Annotated in this window: 12 protein-coding genes; 7 read left to right on the top strand and 5 right to left on the bottom strand. The window is 55.9% G+C overall.

What is annotated here, in order from left to right:
• Positions 1-16: 16 nt before the first annotated feature.
• On the bottom strand, positions 17-1,876 hold the full coding sequence (gsiA, locus tag ACIPDS_RS00345; RefSeq protein ID WP_400731887.1) for a glutathione ABC transporter ATP-binding protein GsiA: 1,860 nt from the start codon (positions 1,874-1,876) through the stop codon (positions 17-19).
• A gap of 11 nt (positions 1,877-1,887) precedes the next feature.
• On the bottom strand, positions 1,888-2,829 hold the full coding sequence (gene iaaA / locus ACIPDS_RS00340; RefSeq protein ID WP_400731885.1) for a beta-aspartyl-peptidase: 942 nt from the start codon (positions 2,827-2,829) through the stop codon (positions 1,888-1,890).
• 241 nt (positions 2,830-3,070) lie between these two features.
• On the opposite strand from iaaA, the gene moeA reads away from it, so the two are divergent.
• Both moeA and moeB read left to right on the top strand, forming a co-directional pair.
• The gene (gene moeA / locus ACIPDS_RS00335) at positions 3,071-4,306 is read left to right on the top strand and encodes a molybdopterin molybdotransferase MoeA (RefSeq protein ID WP_400731883.1); all 1,236 of its coding nucleotides are present in this window, start codon (positions 3,071-3,073) and stop codon (positions 4,304-4,306) included.
• On the top strand, positions 4,306-5,067 hold the full coding sequence (moeB, locus tag ACIPDS_RS00330; protein WP_400731882.1) for a molybdopterin-synthase adenylyltransferase MoeB: 762 nt from the start codon (positions 4,306-4,308) through the stop codon (positions 5,065-5,067). The genes moeA and moeB overlap by 1 nt, the downstream gene beginning before the upstream one ends.
• Positions 5,068-5,475: 408 nt before the next feature.
• Here the strand turns inward: moeB and fsa are convergent, their stop codons facing one another.
• Complete coding sequence (gene fsa / locus ACIPDS_RS00325) at positions 5,476-6,138, bottom strand: fructose-6-phosphate aldolase (protein ID WP_400731881.1); 663 nt, start codon at positions 6,136-6,138, stop codon at positions 5,476-5,478.
• A 133-nt stretch (positions 6,139-6,271) separates the two neighbouring features.
• Between fsa and ACIPDS_RS00320 the strand changes: the two genes are divergently transcribed.
• From ACIPDS_RS00320 to ACIPDS_RS00305, 4 genes are all read left to right on the top strand, one after another.
• Complete coding sequence (locus tag ACIPDS_RS00320; RefSeq protein WP_400731879.1) at positions 6,272-7,171, top strand: glycyl-radical enzyme activating protein; 900 nt, start codon at positions 6,272-6,274, stop codon at positions 7,169-7,171.
• Positions 7,172-7,176: 5 nt separating this feature from the next.
• Positions 7,177-9,609 carry a formate C-acetyltransferase/glycerol dehydratase family glycyl radical enzyme gene (locus ACIPDS_RS00315; RefSeq protein ID WP_400731877.1) on the top strand — a complete coding sequence of 811 codons (2,433 nt, stop codon included), beginning with the start codon at positions 7,177-7,179 and terminating at the stop codon, positions 9,607-9,609.
• A 224-nt stretch (positions 9,610-9,833) separates the two neighbouring features.
• A complete protein-coding gene (locus ACIPDS_RS00310) occupies positions 9,834-10,643 on the top strand; it encodes a Cof-type HAD-IIB family hydrolase (protein ID WP_400731876.1) in 810 nt (269 codons plus the stop codon).
• Between the two features lie 201 nt (positions 10,644-10,844).
• Positions 10,845-12,107 carry a DUF1479 domain-containing protein gene (locus ACIPDS_RS00305; RefSeq protein ID WP_400733380.1) on the top strand — a complete coding sequence of 421 codons (1,263 nt, stop codon included), beginning with the start codon at positions 10,845-10,847 and terminating at the stop codon, positions 12,105-12,107.
• Between the two features lie 75 nt (positions 12,108-12,182).
• On the opposite strand, the gene ACIPDS_RS00300 is transcribed toward ACIPDS_RS00305, so the two are convergent.
• Positions 12,183-13,775 (bottom strand): ABC-F family ATPase, encoded by a 1,593-nt coding sequence (locus ACIPDS_RS00300; protein WP_166514959.1) that lies wholly within the window; start codon positions 13,773-13,775, stop codon positions 12,183-12,185.
• Between the two features lie 218 nt (positions 13,776-13,993).
• On the opposite strand from ACIPDS_RS00300, the gene ldtB reads away from it, so the two are divergent.
• Positions 13,994-14,914 carry a L,D-transpeptidase gene (ldtB, locus tag ACIPDS_RS00295; RefSeq protein WP_400733377.1) on the top strand — a complete coding sequence of 307 codons (921 nt, stop codon included), beginning with the start codon at positions 13,994-13,996 and terminating at the stop codon, positions 14,912-14,914.
• Between the two features lie 125 nt (positions 14,915-15,039).
• On the opposite strand, the gene ACIPDS_RS00290 is transcribed toward ldtB, so the two are convergent.
• On the bottom strand, positions 15,040-15,756 hold the full coding sequence (locus ACIPDS_RS00290; protein ID WP_400731875.1) for a GntR family transcriptional regulator: 717 nt from the start codon (positions 15,754-15,756) through the stop codon (positions 15,040-15,042).
• Positions 15,757-15,766: the final 10 nt, after the last annotated feature.

Raw genomic sequence — 15,766 nt, 5'->3', positions numbered from 1 at the left:
GTCGTTTGACGTTTTATTATCGATTTACTAGCGCACTACTTACCGGCTCGCGAGCCACAAAATGCCCCGGCGAGATCTGTTGCAAACCTATCGGTTCGACGACTTCCCCCCGTTTGTAGATATTCCCCGGCAGTTCGTCCGAGAGCAGAACCCGCTGCGGACGACGATGCGCCGGATCGGCCACCGGCACTGCCGCCAGAAGCTTGCGGGTATACGGATGCTGAGGATTTTCAAAAATAGCGCGGCGCGGGCCAATTTCCACGATTCGCCCGCGATACATCACCGCCACACGATGGCTAATGCGTTCCACCACCGCCATATCATGGGAAATGAAGAGAAATGCGATGCCCATATCACGCTGCAAAGAGAGCAGCAGGTTGATAATCTGCGCGCGAATCGACACATCCAGCGCCGAGACGGACTCATCGGCGATGACCACTTTCGGCGACAAAGCCAGCGCGCGCGCAATGCAGATACGCTGGCGCTGACCGCCGGAAAATTCATGCGGGTACCGCCACGCGTGCTCCGGCAACAGGCCGACACGCTGCAATAACCACGCGACCCGCTGCTGTAGCGCTTCGCCCGTCAACGCGCCGTGAATACGCAGCGGCTCCATAATCGAGAAACCCACCGTATGGCGCGGATCAAGCGAAGCGTACGGATCCTGGAAGATAAACTGAATATCGCGGCGCAGCGGTTGCAGCTGGCGGGCATTGAGCGTATCAATGCGCTCGCCGTTGAAGGTGATGGTGCCGCTTTGCGATTCGACTAACCGCAGCAACGCGCGCCCGGTGGTGGATTTACCGCAGCCAGACTCGCCCACTAGGGACAATGTCTCACCCGGCCAGAGATCGAAACTGACATTTTCCACCGCATGCACTTCACGGGTCACGCGATTCAAAAGGCCGCCGCGCAGTGGAAAGCGGGTGACCAGATTGCGCACCTGCAAAATGGGTTCGCCCGTCGCCACGGTATTTTGCGGCTGCGGTTCCAGCGTAGGGGCGTTCACATCCGGGAAACTTTTGGGGTAATCGCTACCGCGCATCGCCCCCAACCGCGGTACGGCGGCCAGCAGACGTTTAGTATACGGGTGTTGAGGCGCGTTAAAGATATCGTCTACGCTGCCGGTTTCAACCGCTTCGCCCTGGTGCATAACCAAAACCCGGTCAGCGATTTCCGCCACGACGCCCATATCGTGAGTGATAAATATCACCCCCATCGACATCTCTTTTTGCAGCACGTCGATAAGCTGGAGAATTTGCGCCTGGATGGTGACATCCAGCGCCGTCGTCGGTTCGTCGGCAATCAGCACCGCCGGACGACACGACAGCGCCATCGCGATCATCACGCGCTGACGCATACCGCCAGAAAGCTGATGCGGATAACGCGAAAGCACCGCCTGCGCTTCGGGGATCCGCACCTTATCGAGCATTTTTTTAGCCTCGGCCAGCGCCTCTTCACGCCCCATCCCCTGGTGCAAACGAATCGACTCGGCAATCTGCTCACCAATGGTAAAGACCGGATTCAGCGAGGTCATTGGCTCCTGAAAAATCATCGCCACATCCGCCCCGCGTATGCCGCGCATCTGTGCGGGAGTCTGCTCCAGTAAGTCAACTACCTCACGATTACGTCGCCGCAGCAGCATCTGGTCGCAGGCAATTTGTCCGCGGGACTGTTCCAGCAGGCGCATCAACGCCAGTGCCGTCACCGATTTTCCCGAACCCGACTCGCCGACGATCGCCAGCGTTTCACCACGGTTAAGCGTTAACGAGAGTTGATTAACTACGCGGACGGACTGTTTATCCTGACAAAATGCCACGTTCAGGTTCTGAAGACTCAGTACCTGAGACGCATCAAGTTCAGCGGAATGCGGCACGCTAACTCCTTCTATTCCCGGTAAATACCGATGGTTGGCGTATCCCCGGCGTATGCCCAGGCGCGGTACATGCCTTCACTGTTAAACGGCAGCACTACGTTACCTTCCCGGTCAATGGCGATAAGTCCGCCGCTGCCGCCAAGTGCTGGCAGTTTTTCCATCACCACCCGCTCGCAGGCCTCAAGCAGGCTAAGATTGCCGTACTCCATTAGGGCCGCGATATCGTAGGCCGCCAGCGTGCGGATAAACACCTCACCGGTACCGGTGCAGGAAACCGCCACGCTCGCGTTATTGGCATAGCAACCGGCCCCAACCAGCGGGGTGTCGCCCACTCTGCCGGGCAATTTATTGGTCATTCCGCCGGTGGACGTTGCCGCCGCCAGATTACCGTTAATATCACGCGCCACGGCACCGACGGTGCCCATTTTCTGACGTTCGTCGAGCGGCGAGCCATCATGGTCGAGAATAAATTCGCCGTTGCTACGCGCTTCCAGCAACTGCTGAAAACGGGTATCGGTTGAGAACAGTGAATTGTCCACAAGCTCCATACCCTGCGCTTTGGCGAAGGCTTCAGCGCCCTCACCCATCATCATCACGTGCGGGCTATTCTCTAATACCGCACGAGCCGCCAGAATTGGATTGCGCAGATGTTTCACGCCGGCGACGGCACCCGCTTCAAGCGAATTGCCGTCCATGATGCAGGCATCCAGTTCATGTGTTTCAGCGGCGGTAAAGACCGAGCCGATGCCTGCATTAAACAGCGGACACTCCTCCAGCTGGCGTACCGCTTCGGTCACCGCGTCGAGCGCGCTGGCACCCTCCTCCAGCATTTTTTGTACACTTTCAACAATGTCAGAAAGCGCCGTCACGTATTCGTGCTCTTTTTGCGCTGAAAGTTGATGACGACTTATTGCCCCGGCTCCGCCGTGAATCGCAATGACTGCCTTGCCCATTGATCTGTTATCCCTTACGTCATTTTTTTATATACCCTAAATAATTCGAGTTGCCAGCCAACGCACCTGCAACTTGAAGTATGACGGGTATAAATATCATTATAGTGACTCTGCTCCTATATCAATTTTGAATATAGAAATAGCGGCTGGTGATGTAAAGCTACACCACAGGTGGCATACAGCCTGCGGGGTTTTTCTGCCATAATGGGCGCATTCGAACGTTTCCCGCAGGAGTTTACCCATGGATTTTACCGCCGGATTGATACCGCTTGATACCGCGCTAACGCAGATGCTTTCGCAGATTACCCCACTGCATGACAGCGAATCGGTGCCGTTGTTACAGGCATTTGGCCGGATTACGGCCCGCGATATCATCTCCCCTCTGGATGTACCGGGTTTTGATAACTCGGCGATGGATGGTTACGCGGTGCGTCTGGCCGATGTGGCGGCACAAGCGCCGCTGGCGGTCGCCGGTAAAGCCTTTGCCGGACAGCCGTTCCACGGTGAATGGCCTGCGGGCACCTGCATTCGCATTATGACCGGCGCACCGGTCCCCGCGGGTTGCGAAGCCGTGGTGATGCAAGAGGAAACAGAACAGACCGATGCCGGGGTGCGGTTCACCGCAAACGTCAAGCCGGGGCAGAACATTCGCCGCCGTGGCGAGGATATCGCTAACGGCGCGGTGGTATTCCCGGCGGGTACTCGCCTGACGGTCGCGGAGCTACCGGTACTGGCTTCGCTGGGTATTGCCGAGGTGAACGTGGTGCGCAAAGTTCGCGTCGCGCTATTCTCTACCGGCGATGAACTCCAGCTGCCGGGCCAGCCGCTGGGCGATGGGCAAATCTACGACACCAACCGTCTGGCGGTGCATCTGATGCTCGAGCAGCTCGGCTGTGAGGTGATTAATCTTGGCATTATTCGCGATGATCCCGAGCAACTTCGCCAGACCTTTATCGAGGCGGATAAGCAGGCCGACGTGGTCATTAGCTCCGGCGGCGTTTCGGTGGGCGAAGCCGATTACACCAAAACGATTCTTGATGAGCTGGGCGAAATTGGCTTCTGGAAACTCGCCATCAAGCCGGGCAAACCGTTCGCCTTTGGCAAGCTCAGCAACAGTTGGTTCTGTGGCCTACCGGGCAACCCGGTGTCCGCGGCGTTAACCTTCTATCAACTGGTGCAGCCATTGCTGGCGAAGCTCAGCGCGAGCAGCCAGCCGACTCAGGCACCGCGTCTGCGCGTGCGTACGACCGATACGCTGAAGAAATCGCCGGGTCGTCTTGATTTCCAGCGCGGTCTGCTGACCCGTAATGACAACGGTGAACTGACGGTTTCCACAACCGGCCATCAGGGTTCACATATTTTCAGCTCCTTTAGTCAGGGTAACTGCTTTATCGTGCTGGAGCGCGAACGCGGGCGCGTTGAGGCCGGTGAATGGGTTGAGGTTGAGCCGTTTAACCATCTGCTGGGTGGCTTGTAATGAGCGTAGAACTTAGCGATGCAGAAATGCTGCGCTATAACCGACAAATCATCCTGCGGGATTTCGATTTCGACGGTCAGGAGAAGTTAAAAGCCTCACGGGTACTGGTGGTGGGCCTTGGCGGCCTGGGCTGCGCGGCATCGCAGTACCTGGCGGCAGCAGGTGCGGGATTGCTGACACTGCTCGATTTTGACACCGTATCGCTCTCCAATCTGCAACGCCAGACGCTGCACAGCGATGTCACGCTTGGAGAACCCAAAGTTAACTCCGCACGCGATGCGCTGACGCGCATTAACCCGCACACCACGCTCGTTACCCGTAATGCAATGCTGGAAGAGGATGCGCTGTGGGCGTTGATAGCCGAGCACGATCTGGTACTCGACTGTACCGATAACATCACCATTCGCAACCAGCTTAACGCCGGGTGTTTCCAACATAAAATTCCGCTGGTCTCCGGCGCGGCCATTCGCATGGAAGGCCAGATTTCGGTCTTTACGTATCAGGACGGCGAACCGTGTTACCGCTGCCTGAGCCGGCTGTTCGGTGAAAATGCATTGACCTGCGTGGAAGCAGGCGTGATGGCGCCGCTAGTGGGAGTCATTGGCGCAATGCAGGCGATGGAAGCCATTAAAGTGCTGACTCATTACGGCACGCCCGCAGCAGGAAAAATCGTGATGTATGACGCGATGCGCTGCCAGTTCAGAGAGATGAAACTGATGCGTAGCCCGACGTGTGAGGTCTGTGGCCAGCCAGCGGTGTAGCCTGGCCAAGCGCAGCGACGCCGGGAATATGCGCCGAGCCCCGGGGTCGGCGTGAACGCCTCGCCCGGGCTAAGGATATGCGCAATTGTTAGCCCCGAGTCAGAGGACAGCCAAATGTAGCCCGGCCGAGCGCAGCGACGCCGGGAATGTGCACCGGCCCCGGGGTCGGCGTGAACGCCTTGCCCGGGCTACGGATATGCGCAATTGTTAGCCCCGAGTCAGAGGACAGCCACATGTAGCCCGGCCGAGCGCAGCGACGCCGGGAATATGCACCGGCCCCTGGGTCGGCGTGAACGCCTCGCCCGGGCTACAGATTGGTGTAGGCCGGATAAGGCGTAGCCGCCATCCGGCAATGTGCTCGGCGGCGCCTGATGGCGCGCAGCTTTCAGGCCTACGGTTCCTGCTGGATTACAGCGACGTCCGTCCAAACGCCGTCTGCCAATCCTGCTCAAACTTCGCCACCGCCGCGTCGACCGCCGGGTAGCTAATCATCTGCTGCGCAACATCGAGCGGCAGCGTGATGGACTGGCACCCTGCCAGCAGGCAATCCAGCGCCTGACGCGGAGTTTTAAAACTCGCGGCCAGCACTTTTGACTGCGGCGCATGCAGCGTCAGCAAATCCTGCAATTCCGCCACGGCCTGGATCCCATTACCGCCCTGCGCATCAATGCGATTGACATACGGCGCCACGTATTCTGCGCCAGCTAATGCCGACAACAAACCCTGCGCAGCACCATAAACGGCGGTGCCCAATGTTGGGATCCCTTCGGCTTTCAGCAACTTAATTGCCGCCAGCCCTTCTGCGGTAACCGGCACTTTCACGACCAGATCGGGAATAATTGCCCGCAGCTTATGGGCATCAGCCACCATCCCATCAGCGGTGGTGGCCATCACCTGCGCAAACAAGCGCCCTTTACCGCCCATCGCTTCGTACAATTCCGGCAACAGCACGTCCAGCGGTTTTTTCCCCGCGGCCACAATACTCGGATTGGTGGTCACGCCCGCCAGCGGGAAAACGCGCGCCAGCTTCTTTACTGCAACAACGTCGGAGGTGTCGAGATAGAGTTCCATGATGTTTCCTTAAACCGTGATATTTAGCATGGAATAACACTACCACAGCAAAACCTCAGCTTAAGTTGACGCACATCAAGATAACTTTCATTCGAAAGTAATTTAATCTTTATACGAAAGATGAGGGCAGCATATGATTTTCAATATTCAGCGCTATTCAACCCATGATGGTCCAGGTATTCGCACCGTGGTCTTCCTTAAAGGATGTTCACTCGGCTGCCGTTGGTGTCAAAACCCAGAAAGCCGCGCTCGCGGACAGGATCTGCTGTTTGATCCACGCCTGTGTCTGGACGGCTGCGACCTGTGCCACAAAGCGGCACCCACGGTGATTGAGCGCGCGCTAAGCGGTCTGGTCATTCACCGGGAAAAACTGGATGACACGCACCTTGCCGCATTGACCGACTGCTGCCCCACTCAGGCGCTCACCGTCTGCGGTGAGGAGAAAAGTGCGGACGAAATTATGACTACCGTCCTGCGCGACAAACCGTTTTACGATCGCAGCGGCGGCGGCATGACGCTCTCCGGCGGTGAACCCTTTATGAACCCGGAGCTGGCGCTGACGCTTTTGAAAAGCGCACATGAACAAGGCATCCATACGGCGGTTGAAACCTGCCTGCACGTACCGTGGCGCTATCTGGAACCGGCGCTGCCCTATATCGACCTGTTCCTTGCTGACTTAAAGCACGTCGACGAAGCCCGCTTCAAGCAGTGGACCGACGGCTCGGCTAAACGTGTACTCGATAACCTGAACCGACTGGCCGCCGCCGGTAAAAATATTACCCTGCGAGTACCGCTGATTCAGGGCTTTAACGCCGATAAAGATTCCATCAAAGCCATCACCGATTTCGCCGCCGATATGAATGGAGTGCGCGATATTCATTTTCTGCCTTACCACACGCTGGGCATCAATAAATATAGCCTGCTCGGCCTACCCTACTTTGCACCCGACAAGCCGCTTAACGACCCGGCACTGCTGGAATTTGCCCAACAGTACGCCCATGAGAAAGGGTTAACGGCGACACTACGAGGATAAATCTCATGACAATGCTAAAACTCGATAAATTGACCGACCGTATTCAGGCGCATAAAAATGCGCTGGTGCATATCGTTAAGCCGCCGGTGTGTACGGAACGCGCGCTTCACTATACCCAGGCGTACCAGCAACATCTGGATAAACCGATTCCGGTTCGACGCGCGCTGGCGCTGGCGCATCACCTGGCCGAGCGCACCATCTGGATCAAGCATGACGAGCTTATCGTCGGCAACCAGGCAAGCGAAGTGCGCGCCGCGCCAATCTTCCCGGAATATACCGTCAGCTGGATTGAAAAAGAGATTGATGATCTGGCGGATCGCCCAGGCGCCGGTTTTGCCGTAAGCGAAGAGAACAAACGCGTGCTGCACGAAGTGTGCCCGTGGTGGCGTGGGCAGACCGTACAGGATCGCTGCTACGGAATGTTTACCGACGAGCAAAAAGCGCTGCTGGCGACCGGGATCATTAAAGCGGAAGGCAATATGACCTCCGGCGATGCCCACCTGGCGGTGAACTTCCCGCTGTTGCTGGAAAAAGGCCTCGACGGTATGCGTGCGAAAGTCGCCGAGCGCCGCTCACGCATCAACCTGACCGTACTGGAAGACCTGCACGGCGAACAGTTCCTCAAAGGCATTGATATCGTACTGGAAGCGGTCAGCCAGCACATTACGCGCTTTGCGGAACTCGCGCGCAAAATGGCGGCACAAGAGTCGCGCGAAAACCGCCGCGACGAGCTGCTGACAATGGCCGAGAACTGCGATGTGATTGCCCATGAGCCGCCAAAAACCTTCTGGCAGGCATTGCAGCTGTGCTACTTCATCCAGCTGATTCTGCAAATTGAGTCCAACGGTCACTCGGTGTCGTTTGCCCGTATGGACCAGTATCTGTATCCGTACTATCGCCGCGACGTGGAGCTTGAGCAGTCACTGGATCGTGAACACGCAATCGAGCTGCTGCACAGCTGCTGGCTGAAGCTTCTGGAAGTGAACAAAATCCGATCCGGCTCACACTCCAAAGCCTCTGCCGGTAGCCCGCTGTATCAGAACGTCACCATCGGCGGTCAGAAGCTGGTGAACGGTGAAGCGCAGGACGCGGTCAACCCGCTCTCCTACGCTATTCTGGAGTCCTGCGGTCGTCTGCGCTCGACCCAGCCAAACCTGAGCGTGCGTTACCACGCGGGCATGAGCAATGATTTCCTCGACGCCTGCGTACAGGTGATTCGCTGTGGTTTCGGTATGCCAGCCTTCAACAACGATGAAATCGTGATTCCGGAATTTATCAAGCTGGGTATCGAACCACAGGACGCCTACGACTACGCGGCAATCGGCTGTATCGAAACCGCCGTCGGCGGCAAGTGGGGCTACCGCTGCACCGGCATGAGCTTTATCAACTTCGCCCGCGTGATGCTTGCCGCGATGGAAGGCGGACGCGACGCCACCAGCGGCCAGGTATTCCTGCCGCAGGAGCACGCGCTGTCGAAAGGCAACTTCGCGAACTTCGAACAAATGATGAGCGACTGGGATACGCAGATCCGTTACTACACCCGCAAGTCGATTGAGATTGAATACGTGGTCGATACCATGCTGGAAGAGAACGTGCACGATATTCTGTGCTCGGCGCTGGTTGATGACTGTATTGAACGGGCGAAAAGCATCAAACAGGGCGGCGCGAAATACGACTGGGTTTCCGGTTTGCAGGTCGGTATTGCCAACCTGGGCAACAGCCTGGCAGCGGTGAAAAAGCTGGTCTTCGATCAGGGAGTGATTGGTCAGCAGGAGCTGGCGAAAGCGCTGGCGGAGGACTACGACGGCCTGACTCACGAGCAGCTGCGCCAGCGTTTAATCAACGGCGCGCCGAAATACGGTAACGACGATGATAGCGTCGACACCCTGCTGGCCCGCGCCTATCAGACCTATATCGATGAGCTGAAACAGTATCACAACCCGCGCTATGGCCGCGGCCCGATTGGCGGTAACTACTACGCGGGCACCTCGTCTATCTCCGCCAACGTACCGTTTGGCGCGCAGACGATGGCGACGCCGGACGGACGTAAGGCCAAAACACCGCTTGCTGAAGGCGCAAGCCCGGCTTCCGGTACTGACCATCTCGGCCCAACGGCGGTGATTAGCTCCGTGGGTAAACTGCCGACCTCGGCCATTCTTGGCGGTGTGTTGTTAAACCAGAAGCTGAATCCGGCAACGCTTGAAAACGAAAGCGATAAGCAGAAACTGATGGCGCTGCTGCGTACCTTCTTCGAGGTGCATAAAGGCTGGCATATTCAGTACAACATCGTCTCACGCGAAACGCTGCTGGAGGCGAAGAAACATCCTGATCAGTATCGTGATTTAGTGGTGCGCGTGGCAGGGTATTCGGCGTTCTTCACCGCGCTGTCGCCGGATGCGCAGGACGATATTATTGCGCGTACGGAGCATACGCTGTAAGTCGGTGCATTTCCCCCTCACCCTAACCCTCTCCCCTCAGGGGAGAGGGAACCGATCGGTGTTGTCGATGAGGCAAGCGCCGGTTTTCCCCCTCTCCCTTCCAGGGAGAGGGCCCAGCCCACACAACTTCCCCGCCACTTCTCTTTCAAATGAAATAAATTTGTGCTTTAGCTCACATTATAATTAAATTGCTGCTGGCCGGAGTTACCCCAGGAGCACCTTGCATGACCGTTAAAGCTATCATCACCGATATGGACGGCACCTTTCTTAATGACGCCAAAACCTACGACCGTTCGCGGTTTCTGGCGCAGTTTGACCAGCTTCAACAGCGCGGCATTGAATTCGTCGTCGCCAGCGGCAATCAGTATTATCAGCTCATCACCTTCTTCCCGGAGATCCGCGACCGCATCTCGTATGTCGCCGAAAATGGCGCGCTGGTGTACGAACACGGACAACAGCTTTTCCACGGCGAACTGACTCGCCATGAATATCAAACGGTGATTGGTGAACTGCTTAAAGATTCGCAGCTCCATTTTGTCGCCTGTGGGCTTGAGAGTGCTTACATCAGCGAAAATGCGCCGGAAGAACTGGTGGCGCTGATGTCCAAACACTATTACCGGTTAAAGCGGGTCGCGAACTATCACGACATCGACGATAAGATGTTTAAATTTTCGCTGAATCTCCCCGACAGCCTGATTCCGGCGTTAGTCGAAAAACTGCATCTCTCGCTCGACGGCATTATGAAACCCGTCACCAGCGGTTTTGGCTTTGTTGACCTCATCATTCCCGGACTGCACAAGGCCAACGGTATCAGCCGCTTGTTAAAGCGCTGGCATATTTCACCGCAAGAATGTGTGGCAATTGGCGACAGCGGCAACGATGCAGAAATGCTTAAACTGGTGAAGTACGCCTTCGCGATGGATAACGCAGCCGACAGTATTAAAGCCATTGCCGATTATCATACCGACGATAACAACCACGACGGCGCGCTGAATGTGATTCAGGCCGTGCTGGACGGCACCGCACCTTTCTAATTCTCTCCCTTCGTAGGCCTGATAAGCGCAGCGCCATCAGGCACATTGCCGGATGGCGGCGTTGCCTTATCCGGCCTACGAATTCATCTTTGTTTACCTTCGTGATCGAACGCAAGAATTTAAACTTGCATTAACTTTGTTTTAACTTAAAGTATCACTTGTAATGAATTTTACTTTCGAATGAAAGATTGCGAGGTTGATATGACGGTTACCTTTACCCACGAAACGCTGCCCGCCGATCCTAAAGCGGCCATTCGTCAAATGAAAAAAACGCTGCGCGCGCAGATTGGCGACGTCCAGGCGGCGTTCGACCGCCTGAGCGCCATCATTGAATCCCGCGTCGCGGAAATCAACGCGCTAAAGGCGCAGAATCAGCCGGTATGGCCGGTGATCCCTTTCGCGGATATCGCTTCTGGCAATATCAGTGACGCGACTCGCGCCGAGGTGAAACGACGCGGCTGCGCGGTCATTAAAGGTCACTTCCCACGCGAGCAGGCGCTAGCGTGGGATCGTTCAATGCTCGACTACCTTGACCTCAACCATTTCGATGACGTCTATAAAGGGCCGGGCGACAGCTTCTTCGGTTCCCTGGAGGCTTCACGCCCGGAGATCTATCCGATCTACTGGTCGCAGGCCCAGATGCAGGCTCGCCAGAGCCCGGAAATGGCGCAGGCACAATCATTCCTGAACCGTTTGTGGCAGGTTGAGCACGACGGTAAGCAGTGGTTTAACCCGGATATCAGCGTGATTTATCCCGACCGCATTCGTCGCCGTCCACCGGGCACCACCTCAAAAGGGCTTGGCGCACATACCGACTCCGGGGCGCTGGAACGCTGGCTGCTTCCGGCTTATCAGCAAGTATTTTCCAACGTTTTTAACGGCAATGTGGAGCAATACGATCCGTGGGATGCGGCATATCGCACCGACGTCGAAGAATACACCGTAGATAACACCACCAAATGCTCCGTTTTCCGTACCTTCCAGGGCTGGACGGCGCTGTCGGATATGATCCCCGATCAAGGGTTACTGCATGTGGTGCCGATTCCTGAAGCAATGGCTTATGTGCTGCTGCGACCGCTGCTGGACGATGTGCCTGAGGATGAATTGTGCGGAGTCGCATCGGGTAAAGTACTGCCGATTTCTGAGAAGTGGCATCCGCTGCTGATGAGCGCCCTCACCTCTATTCCCGCTCTGGAGGCCGGTGATTCCGTGTGGTGGCATTGCGATGTCATCCACTCCGTCGCGCCGGTGGAAAACCAGCAGGGTTGGGGGAACGTGATGTATATTCCCGCCGCTCCAATGTGCGCCAAAAACCTCGCCTATGCGCATAAGGTAAAAGCCGCACTTGAGCGTGGGGCGTCACCGGGTGATTTCCCGCGTGAGGATTATGAGGCCAATTGGCAGGGACGGTTTACGCTGGAAGATCTGAATGTTCACGGCAGGCGTGCGTTGGGGATGGAATAGCCCATGAGATAACCCGGCGGCGTTGCGCCTGGCCGGGCGACTCAAATCGGGTTCCCTAGGGAACCCGATTACTTTTTACTCGACGCCTTTAGTGCGCAGGTAATCTTCATAGTTACCGGTGAAGTCCACCACGCGCTCTGGCGTAATTTCAATCACGCGGGTCGCCAGCGAGCTGACGAATTCACGGTCGTGAGAAACGAAGATCAGGGTGCCCTGATACATTTCCAGCGCCATGTTCAGCGATTCGATGGATTCCATATCCAGGTGGTTGGTCGGTTCATCCATAACCAGAATGTTCGGTTTTTGCATCATCAGCTTACCGAACAGCATACGACCCTTTTCACCACCGGACAGGACTTTGGCCGGTTTTTTGATATCGTCCTGGCTGAACAGCAGACGTCCGAGGAAGCCGCGTACTACCTGCTCGTCATCGCCTTCTTGTTTCCACTGGCTCATCCAGTCGAAAACGGTCAGATCGTTATCGAAATCTTCCGCATGATCCTGCGCGTAATAACCAATTTGCGCATTCTCAGACCATTTCACCGTGCCGTGATCCGCAGTCAGTTCACCGACCAGGGTTTTCAGCATCGTGGATTTACCCACGCCGTTAGCCCCCAGAATGGCAAGCTTCTCGCCGACTTCCAGCAGCAGGTTAACGTCTTTAAACAGCGGGCCGTTATCGAAACCTTTGCTGAGCTCTTCAACCGCCAGCGCGTTACGGAACAGTTTCTTATCCTGCTCGAAACGAATGAACGGGTTCTGACGGCTGGAAGCCTTCACTTCATCAAGCTTGATTTTATCAATCTGACGCGCACGAGAAGTTGCCTGACGCGATTTGGAGGCGTTGGCGCTAAAGCGGCTAACAAAGGATTGCAGGTCAGCAATCTGCGCTTTTTTCTTGGCGTTATCGGCCAGCAGACGCTCACGCGCCTGAGTCGCGGCAGTCATGTATTCATCATAGTTACCCGGATAAACGCGCAGCTCGCCGTAATCCAGATCCGCCATATGAGTACAGACCATGTTCAGGAAGTGACGGTCGTGCGAAATGATGATCATGGTGCTGTCGCGTTCGTTTAAAGTCTGCTCCAGCCAGCGGATGGTGTCGATGTCCAGGTTGTTCGTTGGTTCGTCGAGCAGCAGGATATCTGGATTTGAGAACAGCGCCTGTGCTAACAGAACACGCAGTTTCCAGCCTGGCGCAACTTCGCTCATCAGACCCCAATGCTGTTCAACCGGAATACCGACGCCCAGCAGCAGTTCACCGGCGCGGGACTCTGCGGAATAGCCGTCCATTTCGCCGTACAGCACTTCCAGATCGGCCACTTTGTAGCCGTCTTCTTCGCTCATTTCAGCCAGACCGTAGATGCGGTCGCGCTCTTGTTTCACTTCCCACAGTTCAGTATGCCCCATGATCACCGTGTCTAGCACCGTGTACTCTTCAAAAGCAAACTGATCCTGACGCAGCTTACCGATGCGTTCGTTGGGATCGAGTGAAACATTACCCAGCGTCGGTTCTAAATCACCGCCGAGGATTTTCATAAAGGTCGATTTGCCGCTCCCGTTTGCGCCAATCAGGCCGTAACGGTTGCCGCCGCCAAATTTGACGGAGATGTTTTCGAACAGCGGCTTACTGCCGAACTGCATGGTGACGTTGCTGGTAACTAACACGGGAGTATCCTGAAGAATGTGACAAACCGCCTATTGTGCCACAATTGGGAATAAAAAGCGCCCGCCTTCGCCAGAGACTAAAATGTAACCCAAGTGAAAAAAATGTGATTTCGTACACATCCGAATTCCCTGTGACAAGGAATGCACATATAATGCGCTCCTACCAACAGTCTGAATTCCCAAACAACGGCCGTAAGGGCACTGATACCTCGCACAACATGAACATTAAATTAACAACGCTTTTCGCTGCGGCGCTTGCTGTCGTGGGCTTCTGTAATTCGGCATCTGCGGTCACGTACCCGCTGCCGACCAACGGCAGCCGTATTGTCGGTGAGAACCAGGTTATCACTATTCCTGATAACAATAAGCAACCGCTGGAATACTTCGCGGCCCAGTATCAAATGGGCTTGTCTAACATGCTGGAAGCGAACCCTGGCGTGGATACCTTCTTGCCAAAAGGCGGTACGGTGCTGAACATTCCTCAGCAGCTGATCCTGCCGGATACCGTGCATGAAGGGATTGTTATCAACAGCGCAGAAATGCGTCTGTACTACTACCCGAAAGGCACCAACACCGTTATCGTGCTGCCAATCGGTATTGGCCAGTTGGGTAAAGACACGCCTATCAACTGGACGACCAAGGTAGAGCGCAAAAAAGCCGGTCCAACCTGGACACCTACGGCGAAAATGCACGCAGAATACCAAGCCGCCGGCGAACCGCTGCCAGCCGTGGTACCTGCCGGTCCTGACAACCCTATGGGCCTGTACGCGCTGTATATCGGTCGTCTGTACGCTATTCACGGGACTAACGCCAACTTCGGTATTGGTCTGCGCGTGAGCCACGGTTGCGTGCGTCTGCGTAACGAAGACATCAAATTCCTGTTCCAGAACGTGCCGGTAGGTACTCGTGTGCAGTTTATTGATGAGCCCGTGAAGGCCACCACTGAGCCAGACGGCAGCCGCTTCATTGAAGTTCACAACCCGCTGTCGACCACTGAAGCACAGTTCGAAGAAGGTGAAGTCGTGCCGATTACGCTGACCAAAGCGGTGCAGGCTGTCACCAGCCAGTCTGATGTTGATCAGAGCGTTGTCGATCAGGCGGTGAAAAATCGCTCCGGTATGCCGATTCGTCTGAACTGATAGAGCATCCGATGCGGATTGCCGGATGGCGGCTGAAGCCTTATCCGGCCTACATCCGGCAATCCGGCCGAGCGCTGCGACACCGGAGTGACAAAAAAATGGCGGGTTAATCACCCGCCATTTTTCTATCCGTTATTTACGATAACAATGCCGCCGTGATCGTAACGATAGTGGCAGTGCGCGTACTCCAGCGGCGTGCCGTCATCCAGATAAATAACCTGCTCAACTTCCAGAATCGGGTCGCCCGACTCGCAGTGAAGGTGCTCTTTATCAAGCGTCGTCGGCTTTATTGCCCGAACGACACGGTACGATCCCATCATTTTCAGCCCGAGCTTTTCCTGGACATACTGAAACACTGAATCTTCCAGATGCCCTTTACTGAGTCCCGGCACCAATGAGACGGGCATAACGGTAATATCCAATGAGAGCGGCTCACCGTTTAGCATCCGTAGACGCACAAAATCATAGACGGGGGCATCGGCATCAATCAGCAACGAGCTTTGCTCCTTTTCCGAGGGGAAACGCAGCTCGAAGCGAATCACCTGGCTTGCCACTTTGCCGAGGTGTCCCCAGGTCTCCGTCGCGCCCGAATAATCGCTGCCATGAATGTCCCACTGCGAAAGCTGGAGGAAGTTTTTACGCACAAACGTCCCCTGCCCTTGCCGGGTGTAGATTAGCCCTTCCACAATCAACTGCCGCATCGCCTGCTGAATCGTCATGCGGCTGGTGCCAAATTCTGCCGCCAGCGCATGCTGGTCGGGTAATGGCTCAGAAGCGGGATATTGCCGACTTATGATCCGTTTTTTAATTTCCCGCGCTATCGCGAGATACTTCGCTGCCATCACCCGCTCC

The organism is Kluyvera sp. NPDC087067 (assembly GCF_044745165.1).
Taxonomy (GTDB): Bacteria; Pseudomonadota; Gammaproteobacteria; order Enterobacterales; family Enterobacteriaceae; genus Kluyvera.
This window is presented reverse-complemented; position numbering and strand designations above follow the sequence as displayed.